Annotated in this window: 19 protein-coding genes; 3 read left to right on the top strand and 16 right to left on the bottom strand. The window is 65.5% G+C overall.

Annotated features, from left to right (window positions below):
* The first annotated feature begins 104 nt into the window (after positions 1-104).
* Positions 105-1,175, top strand: coding sequence for a DUF2336 domain-containing protein (locus AAFG07_RS41775; protein ID WP_342725343.1), 1,071 nt, complete (start codon positions 105-107; stop codon positions 1,173-1,175).
* A 213-nt stretch (positions 1,176-1,388) separates the two neighbouring features.
* On the top strand, positions 1,389-2,261 hold the full coding sequence (locus AAFG07_RS41770) for a phytanoyl-CoA dioxygenase family protein (protein WP_342725342.1): 873 nt from the start codon (positions 1,389-1,391) through the stop codon (positions 2,259-2,261).
* An 86-nt stretch (positions 2,262-2,347) separates the two neighbouring features.
* Here the strand turns inward: AAFG07_RS41770 and AAFG07_RS41765 are convergent, their stop codons facing one another.
* The 16 genes from AAFG07_RS41765 to murJ form a co-directional block, all read right to left on the bottom strand.
* Positions 2,348-3,088 carry a tRNA (guanine(46)-N(7))-methyltransferase TrmB gene (locus AAFG07_RS41765; protein WP_342725341.1) on the bottom strand — a complete coding sequence of 247 codons (741 nt, stop codon included), beginning with the start codon at positions 3,086-3,088 and terminating at the stop codon, positions 2,348-2,350.
* Positions 3,085-4,209, bottom strand: coding sequence for a M20 family metallopeptidase (locus AAFG07_RS41760; RefSeq protein ID WP_342725340.1), 1,125 nt, complete (start codon positions 4,207-4,209; stop codon positions 3,085-3,087). Before AAFG07_RS41760 ends, AAFG07_RS41765 begins: the two co-directional genes overlap by 4 nt.
* Before the next feature lie 305 nt (positions 4,210-4,514).
* Positions 4,515-4,931: a helix-turn-helix transcriptional regulator gene (locus AAFG07_RS41755; protein ID WP_021082652.1), complete on the bottom strand. Its 417-nt coding sequence runs from the start codon at positions 4,929-4,931 to the stop codon at positions 4,515-4,517.
* Between the two features lie 262 nt (positions 4,932-5,193).
* Positions 5,194-6,807, bottom strand: a complete 1,614-nt coding sequence (gene lnt, locus AAFG07_RS41750; RefSeq protein WP_342725339.1) for an apolipoprotein N-acyltransferase — start codon at positions 6,805-6,807, stop codon at positions 5,194-5,196.
* On the bottom strand, positions 6,804-7,916 hold the full coding sequence (locus tag AAFG07_RS41745; RefSeq protein ID WP_171947917.1) for a hemolysin family protein: 1,113 nt from the start codon (positions 7,914-7,916) through the stop codon (positions 6,804-6,806). The genes lnt and AAFG07_RS41745 overlap by 4 nt, the downstream gene beginning before the upstream one ends.
* 1 nt (position 7,917) lies before the next feature.
* Positions 7,918-8,415 carry an rRNA maturation RNase YbeY gene (gene ybeY / locus AAFG07_RS41740; RefSeq protein ID WP_342725338.1) on the bottom strand — a complete coding sequence of 166 codons (498 nt, stop codon included), beginning with the start codon at positions 8,413-8,415 and terminating at the stop codon, positions 7,918-7,920.
* A gap of 68 nt (positions 8,416-8,483) precedes the next feature.
* Positions 8,484-9,554, bottom strand: a complete 1,071-nt coding sequence (locus AAFG07_RS41735) for a PhoH family protein (RefSeq protein ID WP_342725337.1) — start codon at positions 9,552-9,554, stop codon at positions 8,484-8,486.
* Between the two features lie 5 nt (positions 9,555-9,559).
* Entirely contained in the window at positions 9,560-10,948 is a 1,389-nt protein-coding gene (gene miaB, locus AAFG07_RS41730) for a tRNA (N6-isopentenyl adenosine(37)-C2)-methylthiotransferase MiaB (protein ID WP_342725336.1), read from the bottom strand.
* A 185-nt stretch (positions 10,949-11,133) separates the two neighbouring features.
* Positions 11,134-11,814: an HAD family hydrolase gene (locus tag AAFG07_RS41725; protein ID WP_342725335.1), complete on the bottom strand. Its 681-nt coding sequence runs from the start codon at positions 11,812-11,814 to the stop codon at positions 11,134-11,136.
* Positions 11,815-11,819: 5 nt separating this feature from the next.
* On the bottom strand, positions 11,820-12,272 hold the full coding sequence (locus AAFG07_RS41720) for a Fur family transcriptional regulator (RefSeq protein ID WP_092120651.1): 453 nt from the start codon (positions 12,270-12,272) through the stop codon (positions 11,820-11,822).
* A 65-nt stretch (positions 12,273-12,337) separates the two neighbouring features.
* Positions 12,338-12,823 carry a ribosomal protein S18-alanine N-acetyltransferase gene (rimI, locus tag AAFG07_RS41715; protein WP_342725334.1) on the bottom strand — a complete coding sequence of 162 codons (486 nt, stop codon included), beginning with the start codon at positions 12,821-12,823 and terminating at the stop codon, positions 12,338-12,340.
* Positions 12,820-13,515, bottom strand: a complete 696-nt coding sequence (tsaB, locus tag AAFG07_RS41710) for a tRNA (adenosine(37)-N6)-threonylcarbamoyltransferase complex dimerization subunit type 1 TsaB (protein WP_342725333.1) — start codon at positions 13,513-13,515, stop codon at positions 12,820-12,822. The genes rimI and tsaB overlap by 4 nt, the downstream gene beginning before the upstream one ends.
* An 88-nt stretch (positions 13,516-13,603) precedes the next feature.
* Positions 13,604-14,173: a NifU family protein gene (locus AAFG07_RS41705; RefSeq protein ID WP_092120642.1), complete on the bottom strand. Its 570-nt coding sequence runs from the start codon at positions 14,171-14,173 to the stop codon at positions 13,604-13,606.
* A gap of 144 nt (positions 14,174-14,317) precedes the next feature.
* Entirely contained in the window at positions 14,318-14,812 is a 495-nt protein-coding gene (locus AAFG07_RS41700; protein WP_342725332.1) for a universal stress protein, read from the bottom strand.
* A 140-nt stretch (positions 14,813-14,952) separates the two neighbouring features.
* Positions 14,953-16,005 carry a tryptophan--tRNA ligase gene (gene trpS, locus AAFG07_RS41695; protein WP_342725331.1) on the bottom strand — a complete coding sequence of 351 codons (1,053 nt, stop codon included), beginning with the start codon at positions 16,003-16,005 and terminating at the stop codon, positions 14,953-14,955.
* A 65-nt stretch (positions 16,006-16,070) separates the two neighbouring features.
* Positions 16,071-17,609 (bottom strand): murein biosynthesis integral membrane protein MurJ, encoded by a 1,539-nt coding sequence (murJ, locus tag AAFG07_RS41690; RefSeq protein ID WP_342725330.1) that lies wholly within the window; start codon positions 17,607-17,609, stop codon positions 16,071-16,073.
* A gap of 234 nt (positions 17,610-17,843) precedes the next feature.
* Here murJ and AAFG07_RS41685 point away from each other — a divergent pair, with 234 nt between their 5' ends.
* Positions 17,844-18,845: an adenosine kinase gene (locus AAFG07_RS41685; RefSeq protein ID WP_342725329.1), complete on the top strand. Its 1,002-nt coding sequence runs from the start codon at positions 17,844-17,846 to the stop codon at positions 18,843-18,845.
* Positions 18,846-18,918 lie beyond the last annotated feature (73 nt).

Raw genomic sequence — 18,918 nt, 5'->3', positions numbered from 1 at the left:
GCGATTTTGCAGGCTCCGGGGTGCAGGTTTGACCTAACCCTCCGTTTACGAACGGGGCCATAGATTGCCGAAAATCGGCAGAAGTCGCCGGTTGGACAAGGCTCATGACGACAGCCCCCGCGCTGATCCCGGAACTCGACGACATCGTTCGCCGCGGCGACCCCAAGCGCCGCGCCGAGGCCGCGCGGCGGCTCGGCGAGCTGTTCCTGCAGGGTGCCGCGAGCTTCCGCCCCGACCATATCGACCTGTTCGACGGGGTGCTGACCAGTCTGGTCCCGCATGCCGACCTGGCTGCGCGGATCGATCTCGCCGAACGGCTTGCGCCGCTCGCCAACGCGCCGCGGCATCTGGTCGGGCAACTCGCCCGCGAGGACGAGGTCGCGATCGCGGGGCCGGTGCTGCGCCAATCGCCGGTGATCGACGAAAAGGTGCTGGTCGAGATCGCCAATGCCAAGGGCCAGGGTCATCTGCTGGCAATGGCCGAGCGGTCCAGGCTCTCGACCGCGCTGACCGATGTCATCGTCCGTCGCGGCGATCGCGACGTCATCCGATGCGCGGCCGGCAATGCGGGCGCCGCGTTCTCGGACGCGTCCTTCACGACGCTGGTGCGGCGCGCCGGTCAGGATGGCGTGCTGACGCTGCGGATCGGCCGCCGTGACGATCTCCCGCCCGTGCATCTGAAGAGCCTGCTGGCCGGCTCGATCGACGTGATCCGCCGCCGCTTGCAGGTCGTCGCCAAGCCGGAACGGCAGGCCGAGATCAAGCTGGCGCTGACCGAGATCGAAGGCGTCGTCGCGCAGGTCGAGGGTCGCGATTTCGCAGCCGCACAGCGCACGATCCTGGCGCTGCATCGCGCCGGCGAATTGAACGAGGCCGCGGTGGCAGGCTTCGCCAAGGCCTTCAAATACGAGGAATGCGTGGCGGCGCTCGCGGCGCTGACCGGCGTGAAGATCGTCACGCTCGATCGCCTGATCTCCGGCGATCGTTATGATCCGATCCTGATCGCCAGCAAGACGATCGGTTTCGAATGGCCGACCGTGCGCGCCCTGATCCTGATGCGGCTCGGGCCGAACCGCGTGCCGTCGCCGGCCGATATCGAAGGCGCGCGGTTGAATTTCGTCCGCCTGATGCCGTCGACCGCGCAGCGCGTCGTGGATTTCTGGAAGTCGCGCTAGTTCACGCTAACAGCTCTTGGCTCCGTCATCCCCGCGCAAAGGCTTCGCCTTTGTCGCTGGAGGAGCGCCGCAGGCGCGTCTCGAAGGATGCACGGCCACAGTCGGGCCGTCGACCCTTCGAGACGCGCGTTCCGCGCTCCTCAGGGTGACGGACTAGAGTCGTTCCGCTATGCTTTCCGCAAGGCGCGACACAGCGCCAACGGGGAGATCGCCATGCTGACGGACGCCGACATCCAATCGCACGCCGAGCGGATCCGCGACGACGGATATACCGTGATCGCGCGCGCCGCCTCGCCGGACCTGGTCGAGGGATTGAAGGACGCGGTGCAAAGAATCGAGAGTGAGCACAATCTCGGCCTCGCCAGGACGTCGTTCGAAGGCTTCAAGACGCTGCGCATCAACAACCTCCTGACCTATGACGATCTGTTCTGGGAGGTGCCGCTGCATGAGAACGTGCTGCCGGTGGTCGAGCGCGTGCTGGACAAGGAATGCCTGCTGTCGTCGTTCTGCTCGCTGGTGCTCGGCCCGGGCCAGGAGGCGCAGCCGATCCACGAAGACACCCAGTTGATCCCGCTGCCGCGGCCGCACATTCCGATCACGATCAATGCGATCTGGGCGCTGTCCGATTTCCGCGACGACAACGGCGCGACGCGGATCATTCCGCGCAGCCACAAATTCGATTCGTCGCCGGACTACGGCAAGGACTATGACGCTGTCACCGCGACCATGCCGGCGGGCAGCGTGATGCTGTTCGACAGCGCGCTGTGGCATGGCGGCGGCGCCAACACCAGCGACACGAGGCGCTTTGCCTTCTCCTGCGCCTACTGCTGGGGCTGGATGCGGCAGCAGGAGAATCTGCAGCTCGGCATTCCGCGCGAGACCGCGGCCCGCTTTCCGCGCCGCCTGCAGGAATTGTGCGGTTACAGCGTCTACAAGGGCCAGTTCGGCCACATCGACAATCACGATCCGATCGAGCTGCTCGGTCGCGAACGCGGCAAGCGCATGGTCTGGGAAGCGACCGACGCCAGGAAGGCGCGGATGGGCGGGACAGGGATGACTGGTCGTCATTCCGGTGCGGCGCGATAGCGACGAGCCCGGAATCCATTTCTCCGCTTCCGCATGTGGCCCGATGGATTCCGGGCTCGTGCTTCGCACGCCCCGGAATGACGACATTAAGGCAAGCGCTTGAACCTCAGATACGCCGCCTTGCGCCCTTCGCGCTCGGCCTTGGCGCCGTAGCGCGTCATGGTGTAGTCCGGCCATGGCTGCTGCCAGTCGATCGCGCGCTCGGCGAGCCAGGCGAAGTCGGGCGAGCGCATCAGGTGTGCGAGCGTCCAGGCGCAGTAGTCGTCGATATCGCTGACGAAACGGAATTCGCCGCCCGGCGGCAGCAGCCGGGTCATCGCCGCGACCGTTGCATCCTGCACGAAGCGCCGCTTCCAGTGCCGCCGCTTCGGCCAGGGATCGGGATGAATCAAGTCGATGCGCGCCAGCGAGCGCGGTGGCGCCCAGGCCAGCAGCTCGGCGGCGTCGCCGGCGAACAGGCGGATGTTGCCGATATTCTGCGCCTCGATCTGGGTCAGGATCTTGGCCATCCCGTTGACATAGGGTTCGCAGCCGATGAAGCCGGTCGCCGGAAAGGCCTGCGCTTCCGCGATCAGATGCTCGCCGCCGCCGAAGCCGATCTCGAGCCGGACATCCGCGATGCCGTCATCGAACAGTTCGGTCAGCGCCTCGGGTGCGGGCGCCGAGATGTCGATCGAAAGATGCGGCAGCAGATTGTCGATCAGGTCGGCCTGGTGCGCGCGCAGTTTGTGGCCTTTGCGTCGCCCGAAGAACGAGCCGCGCGAATGGGCCATCGCGCCATCGTCGGACGAATCGCGATCGCCGCTGTCGTTCGGAGCCGGTGTCATCGCAGCGTCTGATAGAGACGGTAGAGCAGGCGCGCGCGGGGCTCGATCGACGAGATGTAGAGCTGCTCGTAATGGGTATGCGCGCCCTTGCCGTCGACGCCGAGGCCGTCGAGCGTTGCAGTATGCGGTGCGGTGAAATTGCCGTCGGAGCCGCCGCCGGTGAACACATCGATCAGCTCGAAGCCGAGTTCGCCTGCAAGCTCCCTGGCGTGTTCGTAGAGCGCGGCGCCGGCATTGCTCTTCTCATAGGGCGGACGGTTCAATTCGCCGGTTACTTTCACGGTGACGCCGTCGGTGCGCGAGGTGATCCCGAGGATCCTCGGCACCAGCTCGTCGGCGTCGGCCATCGTCGGCACGCGCATGTCGACCTCGGCGTAGGCTTCTTCTGCGATCACGTTCGGCTTGGTGCCGCCGCGGACCACGCCGACATTGACGGTGACGCCGCGCTTGAGATCGTTCATCGCCTCCAGCGCCAGGATCACATGGCCGAGTTCCCGGATCGCGCTGCGGCCATCCTCGGGGCGCGTGCCGGCGTGTGCCGGCGCGCCCTTGATATGCACATCGAAGCGCGCGACGCCCTTGCGCCCGGTGACGATCTTGCCGCCGTCGCGCGCGGGCTCGGTCACCAGCACGTATTTGGCCTTGCGGCCCTCGGCTTCGATCAAAGCGCGCGAGGTCGGGCTGCCGATCTCCTCGTCCGAGACGTAGAGCTGGGTGATGCCGAGCGGCGGGCGCGTGTCAGCGGCGCAGATCTGCCGGAACGCGTGATAGGCGAGATAGGCGCCGCCCTTCATGTCGTAGATGCCCGGGCCGAACGCACTGTCGCCTTCGATCTTGAATGGTAACCGTTCGATGAACCCCATCGGATGAACTGTGTCGAGATGGCTCAACACCAGAATGCCCGGCGCGTCCTGCCCCCAGGACGAGCGCGTCAGCAGGTGATCGCCGCAGCCGTCGCGTCCCGCAACGCGGTCGACGGTGGCCGGCAGGTCGCGATATTCAGACGCGACGAGATCAGCCAGTTTGTTGACCTGATCCGGCCGCTCCGTCGGAGATTCGATCTCGACCCAGCGGCGAATGCCGTCGAGGATATCAGCGGTTTCAAACGGGTTGCTGGCCATGTTGTTGTCGTCGCCTGTGAATTCGCTTTGTCATTCAGCGCACGCTAGAGCCGTTTCCGTTCCGATGAATCGGAACGGGGCTCTAGATTCTTGTTTTGACGCGTTTTCTTCATGCGAACCGGTGTCCACTTCGCTCGAAAACGCTTTAGGGCATGATCCGGAAAAGTGTGACGCGGTTTTCCGAAAGATCATGCTCGATCAAGGAGCTAGAGCGCGACGAGATTCCATCGGAACTCATCACGCCTTAACGCATGCCGGAATGACATATTCCAGATTTGACGATCTCTCAAACGGATAGGGCCGGATCAGACCTGCTCGGCCGCCTCGCGCGCCGCGATCTGCTCGACCAGTTCGACGATGCTGCGGCGAAGCTTGGCGTCCGCGATCCGCGTGAACGCACGGGTCAGGGCCAGGCCTTCGGCGGTTGCCAGAAAATCGGACACATAGGCCGGCGAGGAGCCCTCGCTGAAGCCGTCAGCGGTCTTGACGCCGCTCGGACCGCCATCGAACAGGAAAGAGACCGGCACCTGCAGGATTTCGGAGATCTGCTGCAGCCGGCTGGCGCCGACACGGTTGGTGCCCTTCTCGTATTTCTGCACCTGCTGGAACGTCAGGCCTAACGCTTCGCCCAGCTTTTCCTGGCTCATGCCGAGCATGATGCGTCGCATACGGACGCGGCTGCCGACATATTTGTCAACAGGATTGGGCGCTTTGGTGGACATCTCCAACTCTCCTAAGGGATTGCGCGCCCGGGGGTGAGGCAAGTTGGGCGAGGAGTATGCCTCAGGCGCCGGTGCCGTCAAATCCTGCAAGGAGGATCGGGACGAAATGCGGACAATTTGCGCAAAGGGGCTGACTTGGCTTGTGATTTCGCGTGGACCCGTACAATGCGAAGTGCACGGTCGATCTGTCAACAGGTGGAATCACACTGAGGTAAATTTCGACACTTTTTCGGGTTCGTGTGACAACCGGCGATAAGCGCCGTCAGGCCTTTCGCCTGACAAAACGCCTCCGCAATACGATTGCGAGGGCAACTAACACAATCACAGCGGCGGGGATGTTGCCGACGCGCGCATAGATCGTCGGCGCGATGGCCGCCGGCAGGCCGGCATCGAGCACGCCTTCGATGCCGAGCCCGAGTCGGGCGACAATCCGTCCGAGCGGGTCGATGATGGCCGAGATGCCCGTATTCGCGGCGCGCACCATCGGCAGGCCCTCCTCGATCGAGCGCAGCCGGGCCTGCTGCAGATGCTGATAGGGGCCGGTCGAGATTCCGAACCAACCGTCATTGGTGACGTTGATGATCCAGCCGGGGCGGTCGTCGCGGCTCACGACATTGCCGGGGAAGATCGCCTCGTAGCAGATCAAGGGCAGCGCGCGCGGCGCATTCGGAATATCGAGCGTCCGGCGGATCGTGCCGGGAATGAAGCCGCCCTGCACCTTGGTGAGTTGCACGAAGCCGAGCTTCTCCATCCAGTCCTGGAACGGCAGATATTCTCCGAATGGGACAAGGTGCAGCTTGTCGTAGACCGCAAGCACGCTGCCGTCATGGTCGATGACGTAGATTGAATTATATGCGCGCGTGACGCGGACGCCGGGCGGCAGATCGGGCGCGCGCACCGAGCCGGTGATCAGCACCGTTCCCTTCGGCAGCAAGTCGGCGATCTGCGCCATCGCGTCGGCTTCCTTGGTCAGGAAGAACGGAAACGCGGATTCCGGCCAGATCAGGATGGTGGAGTCGCTCACGCCGGTCGAGTGCGGCCCGGACGCACGATCCGACAGGGTGAGATATTTCTGCATCACCGCCGCCTTGGCGGAGTAGTTGAACTTGGCGTCCTGCTGCAGATCGGGCTGCATGATGCGCAGCTTGACGCCGCTGACCATGCTGGTCGGCTGTTGCGAGAGGCGGACCGCACCGAACGCCAGCATCGCGGCGAGCACCAGCACCGCGGCCACCGGCGCGCGCCACGGCTTGCGGCCGCGTGAGGCGCCGTCGATCAGCACGGCGGGACTTGCGAAGATCGCGACTGCCAGGAATGTCATGCCCCACAGCCCGATCAGCGATGCGGTCTGGGCCAGCGCCAGGGGTTCGGTCAGTGCGTAGCCGAACGCATTCCACGGAAAGCCGCTGAGCAGATGGCCGCGCAGCCATTCCGAAATCGTCAAGCTAACCGCCAGCGCCAGCACGCGCGAAGCGTCGCGCGGCCAGATCAGCCGTGCCATCGCGAAGCCGAAGGCGGTGAACAAAGCGAGATAGGCGGGCAGGCCGAGCACCGCGAACGGCGTCAGCCAGGCGAAAGTGTCAGCATCGACGAAGAAGGCGTAGCCGATCCAGTACAGTCCCGGCACGAAATAGCCGAGGCCGAACCAGAAGCCGGACAGCGCTGCGGCGGGTACGCCGCGCCAGCGTCCCGCAGCGCTGCCATCGATCAGCCAGACCGCGATCGAAAACGTCAGGAACAGCACCGGCCAGGCGTTGAACGGCGCCATCGCCAGCGAGGACAAGGCGCCCGCCGCGAGCGCGAGCACGACGCGCTTCCATCCCCAGGTCAGGATGACGGCGAGACCGATCGATCGGAGCTTGTCGGAAAGCCTCACTGCGGACCGGCTCCCTCGCCGGGCGGCGGCATGTTGTCATTCGCCTGCGGGTTGCCGGAATCCGGTGCCTGCTCGCGGCGCCGTTCGCGCTCCTTGCGCGGCGCCGGCCGTTCCTTGCGCGTCGTGATCCGCACGCGCTTGACCCGCCGCGGATCGGCGTCGAGCACCTCGACCTCGTAATTGCCCGGACCGGAAATCACTTCGCCGCGCACCGGCAGGCGGCCGACGAACGACACCAGATAGCCGCCCAGCGTCTCGACCTCCTCGCCGGCCTCGCCGGTGACGAAGTCCTCGCCGATCACCGAACGGACATCGTCGAGGCTGGCGCGCGCGTCGGCGATAAAGGAGTTGTCCGGCTGGCGGACAATCGACGGCGGCTCGTCGGAATCATGCTCGTCGTCGATCTCGCCGACGATCTGCTCGACAATATCCTCGATCGACACCAGCCCATCGGTGCCGCCATATTCGTCGACCACCAGCGCGAGATGGATGCGCGAGGCCTGCATCTGCGCCAGCAGGTCGATCGCGCGCATCGACGGCGGGATGTAGAGCAGCTTACGGATGATGTGGGCGTCCGCCAGCGGCAGCGCGAGATCGACGCTGCGCAGATCAAGTCCGGCCGGGAACGGCTTCTTGCGCTTCGTCTTGGTCGCGTCGGTGACGCGCGCCTTCGCGGTCATGAAGGCGAGCAGGTCGCGGATGTGCACCATGCCCTCGGGGTCGTCGAGGGTTTCGTTGTAGACGACGAGCCGCGAATGCGCGGCGCTCTCGAACAGGCTCATCAATTCGCCGAGCGGGATATCGCGCTTGACCGCGACGATGTCGGCGCGATGGATCATGACGTCGGCGATCCGCCGCTCGTTCAGCGACAAGATGTTGCGCAGCATGGTGCGCTCGATCGCCGAGAAGCCGACATCGTCGGGCGTCGAGGCGTCGAGCACCACCTGCAGATCGTCGCGCACCGAGCCGGCCTTCCAGCCGAACAGCGTGCGGATCGCGCGCACCAGCCAGCCTTCGGCCGCCGGGCGCTGTACCTCGCCCTCGTGCACCACGGCGGGCAGGTTGCTCACGTTGCGCGGATTGTCATGGGTCGGGTCGGAATCCGGCATGTCAGGCGATCCGATCCGCATAGGGGTCGGGAATGCCGAGGGAGGCAAGGATCTCGCGCTCGAGCGCCTCCATGTCCTCGGCATCGTCATCGTTCTCGTGGTCGTAACCGATCAGATGCAGGAAGCCATGCACCGCGAGATGGCTCAAATGATGGTCGAACGGCTTCTGTTCTTCATCGGCTTCCCGCCGTGTCGTCTGATAGGCGATCGCGATATCGCCGAGCATGCGCGGGGCATCGTCGGGTCCGCCGGCGCCTTCCGGCTGCAGCGCCGGAAACGACAGCACGTTGGTCGGCTTGTCGATGCTGCGCCAGTTGGCGTTGAGGGTGCGGATCCCGGCGTCGTCGGTCAGCATCACCGCAAGCTCGGCATCCGCGACATCGGCGTCGACGATTGCGGCGGCGGCCTCGATGGCGCGGTGGATCACCGCGTCGGCATCGGGCTCGGCCTGCCAGCAGTCGGCGGTGACGAGAACCTCGGTTGCAGGAAAAGCAGACACGTTGGTTTCAAAATCTGCGTTAGGGCCGGAACCCGCATCGCGCGGGCTCGCGGCCGAAGCTATTGGTCTCAAGATCTGGCGTTTGCCGGCTTTTGCGGCAATCCCTCATAGGCGGCCACAATGCGCGCCACCAATTCATGGCGGATGACGTCCTCGGCCTTGAAACGCACCTGCGCGATGCCTTCGACGCCGTCGAGCAGCTTCACGGCTTCCGTGAGCCCCGAAGCCTGGCCGTGCGGCAGGTCGACCTGCGACGGGTCGCCGGTGACGATCATCCGGCTGTTTTCGCCGAGACGCGTCAAAAACATCTTCATCTGCATCGTCGTGGTGTTCTGCGCCTCGTCGAGGATGATGGCGGCGTTGGTCAGGGTGCGGCCGCGCATGAAGGCCAGCGGCGCGATCTCGATCTCGTTGCCCTGCAGCGCGCGCTCGACGACACGGGCATCCATCAGATCGTACAGCGCATCGTAGATCGGGCGCAGATACGGATCGACCTTCTCCTTGAGGTCGCCGGGCAGGAAGCCGAGCCGCTCGCCGGCCTCGACCGCGGGCCGCGTCAGGATGATGCGATCGACTTCCTTGCGCTCGAACAGCTGTGCCGCGTGGGCGACCGCGAGCCAGGTCTTGCCGGTGCCGGCCGGACCGATGCCGAACACCAGCTCGTGCCGCTTCAGCGCGCGGATGTAGGAATCCTGCGCCGCGGTGCGGGCGCGCACCGGGCGCTTGCGCAGATTGATCGTTTCAAAGGTCGGCTTGGCGGTCTTGTTGTCGAATTCGAACAGCGAGCCTTGCGCGATCACGGCGCGGATCGCGCCTTCGACTTCGCCCTGATCGAGGTCGTGCCCTTCGACGGCCTGCGCATACAGGGTCTCGAGCACGCGCCGCGCCGCGTCGCAGCCGTCGCGGGAGCCCGCGATGGTGAGATGATTGCCGCGGGAATCGACCACGACGCCAAGCCGCCGCTCGATCAGCGCCAGATTCTGTCCGTAGGGGCCGACCAGCGCGGATGCGGCACGGTTGTCGTCGAAATCGATGACGACCTGAGTTTCAGGGGGCCGGGTCTCAGGTGGCATTTGCATGTCGCGGTCAGGTTTGCGGCTGGGAGCGAGCGAAGACGAATCCGATGCGCTTTTGGGCAAGGATTTCAGGCTCCAATGGTCTGCGAAATGAGGCCGGGTGCGGATTGGGACGCGAGCTCGCCGATCAGGCTGTAGCGCTCGAGGCTGTCGATCCTCACCGGGAGGACCTGGCCGATGATGTCAGGCGACGCCATCACATGGGCGGGCTGCAGATAAGCGGTCCGGCCGACGATCTGGCCCGGATTGCGCGCGGCGCGCTCGAACAGCACATCGACCGTTGTGCCAATCGCAGCCCGGTTGAAGGCCGATTGCTGGCTGTCGATCAGTTCCTGAAGCCGCCCCAAACGCTCGTCCATCTCGGCTGCTGACACCGTCTCCCGCATCTCCGCCGCCGGCGTGCCTGGCCGAGGCGAATATTTGAATGAATACGCCGCAGCGTACCCGATTTGCGTGACAAGCGCGAGAGTGGCGGAAAATTCTTCCCTGGTCTCGCCGGGGAAGCCCACGATAAAATCTGATGAAAAAGCAATATCTTGCCGCGCGGCCCGGAACCGGTCGATGACGCGCCGGTAGTCATCGGCGGTATGTTTCCGGTTCATGGCGGCCAGGATCCGGTCCGCCCCCGATTGCACCGGCAGGTGCACGAACGGCATCAGTTCGGGCAAATCGCGATGCGCCGCGATCAGGTCGTCGTCGACGTCGCGCGGATGGCTGGTGGAATAGCGCAGCCGCGTGACGCCGGGAATTTCCGCGAGCCGCCGCAGCAATTGGCCGAGCGGCCAGGCGCGGCCGTCGGGGCCTTCGCCATGATAGGCGTTGACGTTCTGTCCGATCAGCGTGAATTCGCGCACGCCGTTGTCGGCGAGCTGCTTGACGTCGTCGATGATCTTCGCGACCGGCCGCGAGACTTCCGTGCCGCGCGTATAGGGCACCACGCAGAAGGTGCAGAACTTGTCGCAACCTTCCTGCACCGTGACGAAGGCGGAGATGCCGCGGGCGCGGATCGCGTCGGGCTTCGGCTGCGGCAGGAAGCCGAACTTGTCCTCGACCGGGAATTCGGTTTCCAGCGCGCGGCCGTTTTCCTTGGCGCGCTTCAGCAGCGCAGGCAGATGATGATAGCTCTGCGGTCCGACCACGATGTCGACGGTCGGCGCACGATGGATGATCTCGGCGCCTTCGGCCTGCGCGACGCAGCCGGCGACCGCGATCTTCATCTCGCGGCCCTGGCGCGCCGCCTCATCCTTGGCGACGCGTAGCCGTCCGAGTTCGGAATAGACCTTTTCCGACGCCTTCTCGCGGATGTGGCAGGTATTGAGGATCACGAGATCGGCGTCTTCGGCGCTCGCGGTCTCGACAAAGCCCTCGCCGGCCAGCGTGTCCACCATGCGCTGCGCATCGTAGACGTTCATCTGGCAGCCATAGGACTTGATGTGCAGCTTGCGCGGCGGCGTCATGGAACCCTGAATGCGAAAATGGAAACGGCGCCATCAGGGCGCCGTTGCTCAAATAAGGCTTAAACCGGGGAAAATCCAGCGTCTCAACCGTCATTCCGGGGGCGCGACCGGAGGGAGCGAGCCCGGAATCTCGAGATTCCGGGTCTGGTCCTTCGGACCATCCCGGAATGACAGCGTTTGTTTGCTCACGTCGCCGGGGCCACGGCACCCACCCGGGCGATCAAATCGGGCAATTGGCGCATATCTGCGAAGGTTATGGCCGCGCCGGCCTGGTGCAGCAGGTCCTCGTGTTCCGCCGTGCAGTGGCTGCCGCCGTAAAAACCGAGCACCGTCATCCCGGCGGCGCGGGCGCCGGTGACGCCGGCGACGCTGTCCTCGATCACGACACAGCGTGCCGGGCTGGCGCCCATCTGCGTGGCCGCGAACAGGAAGAGATCGGGCGCCGGCTTGCCGCGCCTGACCTGGGTGGCGGAGAAAATATGCGGCGCGAGCTGGACGTAGAGCCCGGCGCAGGTCAGGCCGTGATGGATCTTTTCCGGCGTGCCGCTGGACGCCACGCATTTCGGCAAGGTCAGCGCTGAAATCGCCTCGCCGACATGCGCGATCGCGCTGAGATCGTCGGCATAGAGACTGAGCGTTGCGTGCTTGACCTCGGCCTCGAAGCTCTCGGGCAGCGCGCGGCCGATCTCGCTTTCAACGATCCGCCGAGCCTCTCGGTCGGACACGCCGAGGAAGCGCTTCAGCACGCCGTCGGGTGTGATCGGAAAGCCGTGCCGTGTCAGCGTGTCCGCATGGGCGCGACAGGAGATCACCTCGCTGTCGACAAGCACGCCGTCGCAATCGAAGATGACGAGGTCGAAGCTCACCCGGCTTACGACTTGCTGTCGTCGTCGAGCGGGACGCAATAGAGCTCAAGACGGTGATCGACCAGCTTGTAGCCGAGCTTGCGCGCGATCTCGGCCTGCAGCTTCTCGATTTCCTCGGAGGTGAACTCGATCACCTTGCCGTCGCGCAGATTGATCAGATGGTCGTGATGGCTCTCGGGCATCTGCTCGTAGCGCGCGCGGCCCTCGCGGAAGTCGTGACGCTCGATGATGCCGGCGTCCTCGAACAGCTTGACGGTGCGATAGACCGTCGAGATCGAGATCTTGTCGTCGACCGCCACGCAGCGGCGATAAAGCTCCTCGACATCGGGATGATCCATGGCTTCCGCCAGCACCCGCGCGATCACGCGGCGCTGTTCGGTCATGCGCATGCCGGTCGCAGCGCAGCGCGCCTCGATGCCGGTATTTTTATGCGCAGGCGGGATTTTCACCGTGGTCATGGGTTTCGGGCCGTATCCTTCAAACCTTGGGTGGCAGAGCGGGGTGTTCTGCCATCGCGCCGATGTTACGACAAGTCGCGCCGCATCAGAAGCGCGTTCAAATGTTCCCCACCGGGCTGCTTGTAATAGCGCTCGCGGCGGCCGATCACGCCGAATCCGGCCCTTTCGTAGAGCCGTCGCGCCGGCTGATTGTTCTCTTCCACTTCGAGAAAGATGGTGCGGATGCCACGGCCGGCAAGGTGGCCGAGATGGATCAGCAGCAGGTCGCGCGACAGGCCGCGCCCGCGCTGTTTGGAATCGATCGCAATCGACAGGATTTCCGCTTCGTCCGCCGCCATCCGCGAGACGGCGAAGCCGATCACCTTGCGTCCCTGGCGCAGCCGGTGCACCAGCGTGTTGCGCTCGGTCAGCATCGCCTCGAATTCACCTTCGCCCCAGCCGCGATGAAACGAGGCGCCGTGCAATTGGGCGAGCCGCGCCGCATCACGCAGCGATGCGGGCTCGACCGCGGGCGGACCGCCGCCCCACCATCGCGCCAGCCAGCCGCTCATGTTGATGGCGGCGCGCTGATGACCAGGCGATCCTTCGGCGGCTTCGCGTCGGGCGCGCGCAGATAGAACGGACGCGGCGGCGCAGTGTCGGGATCCACCGCGGCGCCGACCCAGGCGACCCAAGTGATGTCGGGTGCGGGCTGCCTGTCGACCTTGACCGGCGGAGCGGCATCCGCAGGCCAGCGCTCGGCAAGGATGTTGGCGGCGTTGCCGACCAGATGCAGCGCGCCGAACTGTGCGGCCTCGATCGCTTCTGCGATCGGCGCAACCTTCGGCTTGAGCATCAAGCTGCCGTCACCGCCGACGAGTTGGAAATAGACGTGATCGTGCCGCGCATCGATCGCCGACAGGATCGCGTGTGCGCCATTCTCGGCGACCACGGGCGCGGCGTAGGCGGCGAGCGTCGATAGCCCGACCACCGGCTTTTCCGCAGACAGTGCGAGGCCGCGCGCCGCCGAGAGGCCGACGCGCAGGCCAGTGAAACTGCCGGGGCCGGTGGTGACGGCGATGCGGTCAAGCCCGGCAAAGCCGATGCCGCTCTCTTTCATCACCCGCGCGATCAGCGGCATCAGCGCCTCGGCATGGCCGCGCTGCATCGCCTGGGATTCGACGGCGATGGTATTGCCGGACGTGGTGTCGAGTACCGCCGCGGAGCAGGCGTCGAGCGCCGTATCGATCGCGAGAATCATCATGGGAGGGCGAATAGCGAATAGGGAATGGCGAATAGAGAAGTGGAGGAGAACGCTATTCGCAATTCGCCATGCGCCATTCGCCGCTCCATCACATCGGCCGGACTTCCTGCACGTCGGGCACGAAGTGCCGGAGCAGGTTCTGGATGCCGTGTTGCAGGGTCGCGGTCGATGACGGGCAGCCGGCGCAGGAGCCCTTCATGTTGAGATAGACGATGCCGTCCTTGAAGCCGCGGAAGGTGATGTCGCCGCCGTCATTGGCAACCGCCGGACGCACGCGGGTCTCGATCAGGTCCTTGATCTGCTCGACCGTCTCGGCGTCGGCCTCATCGAAGAACTCGTCTTCCTCATCACGGGCGTCGTCGCTGCCAGCGGTGCCGTCGGCGAGCAGCGGCGCGCCGGACATGTAGTGCTCCATGATGGCGCCGAGGATCGCGGGCTTGAGGTGCTGCCAGTCGCCGTCCGCTTTGGTCACGGTGACGAAGTCGGCGCCGTAGAACACGCCGGTGACGCCTGACACGGCGAACAGCCGTTCGGCGAGCGGCGAGCGCGCGGCGGATTCGGGCGAGGAGAATTCCATGGTCCCGCTGTCGAGCACCGTGCGGCCCGGGATGAATTTCAGGGTGGCGGGATTTGGCGTGGCTTCGGTCTGAATGAACATGTGCTGTCTCCGGCGTCGCCGGTTCAAGGCCGGCGCGTTGGGGTTCCCCTACCAGATGGCAATTAAAAAGCCTGCGATCAAGCTGCAAAACCGCGGTTCCAGGCTCCAATCCATGCGCTGGAGCGGCTGCGAGGCCCGATAGCGCTAGGACAAGGCGTCGATCTCGGCGTCGGTCAGGCCGCCGGGCACGATGGTGACCGGGATCGGGAACGCCCCCATGGTCTTGGCCATGGTGGTGATGATCGGCCCGGGCCCCTCGGCGCCCGGATTGGCGGCCAGCACCAGCATCGCGATATCGACGTTCTTGTCGATCACGTCGAGGATCTGCTCGGTCGGGTCGCCTTCGCGAATCACCCGCTCCGGGGTGATCGCGGCGATCCCGTTGGCGCGGCCGGCGGCGCGATCGAGCGCCTCATTGGCGGCCTCCTCGGCCTCGGCGCGCATGATGTCGGCCACCCCCAGCCATTGCTGGTTCTGGTCCTCGGTCTCGATCACCCGCAGCATCAGGACGCCGCCGCCGACCCGGATCGCCCACCGGCTGGCGTAATAGACCGCGCGGTCCCATTCCGCGGTGTCGTCAACGATGACGAGGCATTTCGGCTTGTGACCTGTCTCGTAGCTTCGTCGCTGGGCGGTCATGCATGTCCCGGTGCTGAACCAAAAAGCATGATCCGGAAAAGTGCGCAGCGGTTTTCCGAAAAGATCATGCTCAAACGAGGCCCATGCTGCCACACTCCCTCCCCGTTGGGGAGAGGGAGCGCGCAGTTCTGCCGGTGGTGTCAGCGCTGGCGGATGAAGCCGACGATGTCCTTCGTGGTGCGCATGGTCTCGTCGGCAATGATCCGTGCACGGTTGGCCCCGTCGGCCAGGATCGAATCGACATAGCCGGGATCGGCAACCAGCCGCTTCATCTCACCGGCGATGGGCGCCAGTTTCGCGACGCAAAGTTCGACCAGCGCGTTCTTGAAGCTCGAGAATTGCCCGCCGCCGAACTGGCTGAGCACCTCCTGCTTGGTGATTTCGGCGAGCGCCGCGTAGATGCCGACGAGATTGTCGGCTTCGGGGCGCAGCTCCAGACCCTTTTCTTCCGAGGGCAGCGGTTCCGGGTCGGTCTTCGCCTTGCGGATCTTCTGCGCAATGGTCTCGGCGTCGTCGGTGAGGTTGATGCGCGAATTGTCCGACGCATCCGACTTCGACATCTTCTTGGTGCCGTCGCGCAGGCTCATCACCCGCGTCGCGGGCCCCGTGATGAACGGCTCCGGCATTGGAAAATAGAGGCCTTCATTGAAGCCGTGGCCGCGGATCGAATCGCCGAAATCGTTGTTGAATTTCTGCGCGATGTCGCGGGACAGTTCGAGATGCTGCTTCTGGTCCTCGCCGACCGGCACGTGGGTGGCCCGGTACAAGAGGATGTCGGCCGCCATCAGCACCGGATAGTCGTAGAGACCGACCGAGGCATTCTCGCGGTCCTTGCCCGCCTTCTCCTTGAACTGGGTCATCCGGCTGAGCCAGCCGACACGGGCAACGCAGTTGAAGATCCAGGTCAGCTCGGCATGGCCGGCAACCTGGCTCTGGTTGAACACGATGTGCTTCTTCGGGTCGATGCCGGCGGCGATGAAGGCCGCGGTCACCTCGCGGGTGTTGCGCGCGAGCTCGGCCGGGCCGCCCCAGACCTCGACGCCCTGCGTGATCGCGTGCATGTCGACGACGCAATAGATGCAGTTATGGGTCTGCTGCATCTTCACGAAGTTGACGATGGCGCCGAGATAGTTGCCGAGGTGCAGATTGCCCGTCGGCTGGACGCCTGAGAAAACCCGTTCAACGAACGCCATGGTCTAATTCCCGGAAATTGCGGCTTTGGCGGCGTCGTTTGCCACTTAAGCCCCGCGTGCGCAAGTCAGGCCGGGCGTCTTTGCCTGACGGCGTTAACCGCCTCACGCCAGCCTGTCACACCGAAAAGCTGCAAGAACAGCCCGTAACCGGCGATCCCGGCCGTGATCAGCACGAGGAGGGAGGCCGCCTGCACGAAACCGTGGCTACCGGCCGCCGGCAGCGCGCCTTCTGCGAGCCAGAGCAGGCCGCCCATCGCGAGCGCGGCGGCCAGGATGCGCGGCAGCCGGCGGCGCGCCTCGGCATCGATCGAAAAGCCGAAAGTCGCAGCGCCCTTGCGGACCAGCGCCAGCGCATTGCTCCACGCGCCGAGCGCAATGCCGGCGGCGATTCCGCTCGCGCCGAAGATATGGCCGAGCAGGAAGGCCGCCGCGATCGCGACCACGATGGCCTTCAGCGTCGCAAACAGCGGCGTCAACGTGTCCTCGCGCGCAAAGAACGCCGGCGACAGCGCCTTCACCAGCACGTGCGCGGGGAGCGCGAGCGTCAGCCAGATCAGGGCCTGCGCGGTGGCCGCGGTATCCTGGGCTGTGAACGCGCCATGCTCGAACAGCATCCGCACGATCGGCTCGCTCAGCACCATCAGGCCGAGCGTTGCCGGCAGAGCCAGCCCGACCGCGAGTTCGAGCCCGCGCGATTCCGCATGCGCGATCGCGATAGATTCGCCGCTGCGCACCGCGCGCGTCATCTCCGGGATCAGCACGGTGCCCATGGCGACGCCGACGATGCCAAGCGGCAGCTCGAGCAGGCGGTTGGCGAAATACAGCCAGGACACCGCCGATGGCGAGGTCGATGCGATCACGGCGCCCGCCACCATGAGCCATTGCGGTGCGCTGCTCGCGACCATGCCGGGGACCGCGCGGCCGAGAAAGCCGCGCATCTCGGGATCGAAGGAGATGCGGAGCGGCGCGGCGAGCTTTGCCCCGCGCACCGCCAGCATTGACAATTGCAGGAAGCCGGCGACGCCGATCGTCGCGGCCATGACAAGCGCGGCCTGCATCGGCTCCTGCTGCCGCGCCAGCAGCACGGCCATCACCGCGATTAGCGCGATGTTGAACAGCAGCGGCGAGAACGCCGTCAGCGCGAAGCGTCCCTGCGCGTTGAGCAGCGCCATCATCACAGTGACGGGGCCGGCGAAGGCGAGATAGGGCAGCATCAGCCTCGCGTCGTCGACGGCGAATTGCAGCGTGTCGCGGCCGACGAAGCCGGGCGCGATCGCCGCGATCACCAGCGGCATCAGCACGCCGGTCACGAGCGCCGCTGCAATAACCGCGGCGCTGACGGTGCCCAGCACGCGGCCGGCAAAGGCGGTCGCCGCGGCCATGCCCTCCGCGTCGCGCGCCTTCAGCCATGCCGGCACCAGGGCGGCATTCAATCCACCCTCGGCAAGCAGCCGTCGCACCACGTTCACAAGCTGGAATGCCGCCAGGAAGGCATCCGCCACCGGCCCCGCGCCCAGCAGCGCCGCGATCACGGAATCGCGCACGAAACCGAGCAGTCGCGAAGCCAGCGTTCCCGTGGAGACTGTGAGGAAGGAGCGGAACATGAGGCATCTATATCAGCCGCCGGTCTCGCCGCCACCGCCACTGTACCAAACCCGTCATCCTGAGGCGCGAGCGGAGCGAGCCTCGAAGGATGAATCGGCCACAGTGGGGCCGTGCATCCTTCGAGACGCGCTTCGCGCTCCTCAGGATGACGGAACTGACAGCGGCTTGCTGCCCCGAGGCCTAACGTGATAGGTCGCGGCTCTTGTTGGGTGGCGTTTACACAGGGCAGGTCTATGGCTGACGCAAAATATGACGTTCTCGGGATCGGCAACGCGATCTTCGACATGCTGGTGCAGACCGACGAGGCATTCCTTGCCCGTCACGGCATGACCAAGGGCTCGATGCAGCTGATCGACGAGGCGCGCGCCACCGCGATCTACAGCGACATGGGGGTGGCGACCGAGGTGTCGGGCGGCTCGGCTGCCAACACCATCGTCGGCGTCGGCAATCTCGGCGCCCGCGCCGCCTATGTCGGCAAGGTCAAGGACGACCAGATCGGCAAGCTCTACGCCCACGACATCCGCGCCGCCGGCGTGGCCTTCGACACCGCGCCGGCCAAGACCGGCCCGGCCACCGGCTGCTGCTACATCCTGGTGACGCCGGACGGCGAGCGCACCATGAACACCTATCTCGGCGCCGCGCAGGACCTGACGCCCGACGACATCGATCCGGCCCAGATCGAAGCGGCGAGCATCATCTATCTCGAGGGCTATCTCTGGGATCCAAAGAACGCCAAGGACGCCTTCGTGAAGGCGGCCGATATCGCGCATGGCGCGGGCCGCCAGGTCGCGCTGACGCTGTCGGATTCGTTCTGTGTCGATCGCTACCGCGACGAATTCCTCGCTTTGATGCGCAAGGGCACGGTCGACTTCGTTTTCTCCAACGAGTCCGAACTGCATTCGCTGTACCAGACCTCGGATTTCGACACCGCGCTGAAGCAGTTCGGCAAGGACACCAAGCTCGGTGTCGTCACCCGCAGCGAGAAGGGCTGCGTGGTGACCTCAGGCGATGCCGTCGTATCGGCGCCCGCCTCTCCGATCGACAAGCTCGTCGACACGACAGGCGCCGGCGACCTGTTCGCCGCCGGCTTCCTGGTCGGGCTCGTGCGCAATGTGGGCCATGAGAACGCCGGCCGCCTCGGCGCGCTCGCCGCCGCCGAAGTGATCCAGCACATCGGCGCCCGGCCGCTGGTGTCGCTGAAGGATCTGGCGAAGGCGAAGGGGCTGCTGGTTTAAGGGCGGCGGCTTCTTCACCTCTCCCGCTTGCGGGGGAGGTCGGCGCGTAGCGCCGGGTGGGGGCTCTCTCCAC

Origin of the sequence: Bradyrhizobium sp. B097 (assembly GCF_038957035.1) — a bacterium.
Taxonomy (GTDB): Bacteria; Pseudomonadota; Alphaproteobacteria; order Rhizobiales; family Xanthobacteraceae; genus Bradyrhizobium.
The sequence above is the reverse complement of the archived record's forward strand: the minus strand, read 5'-3'. Positions and strand labels throughout refer to the sequence as shown.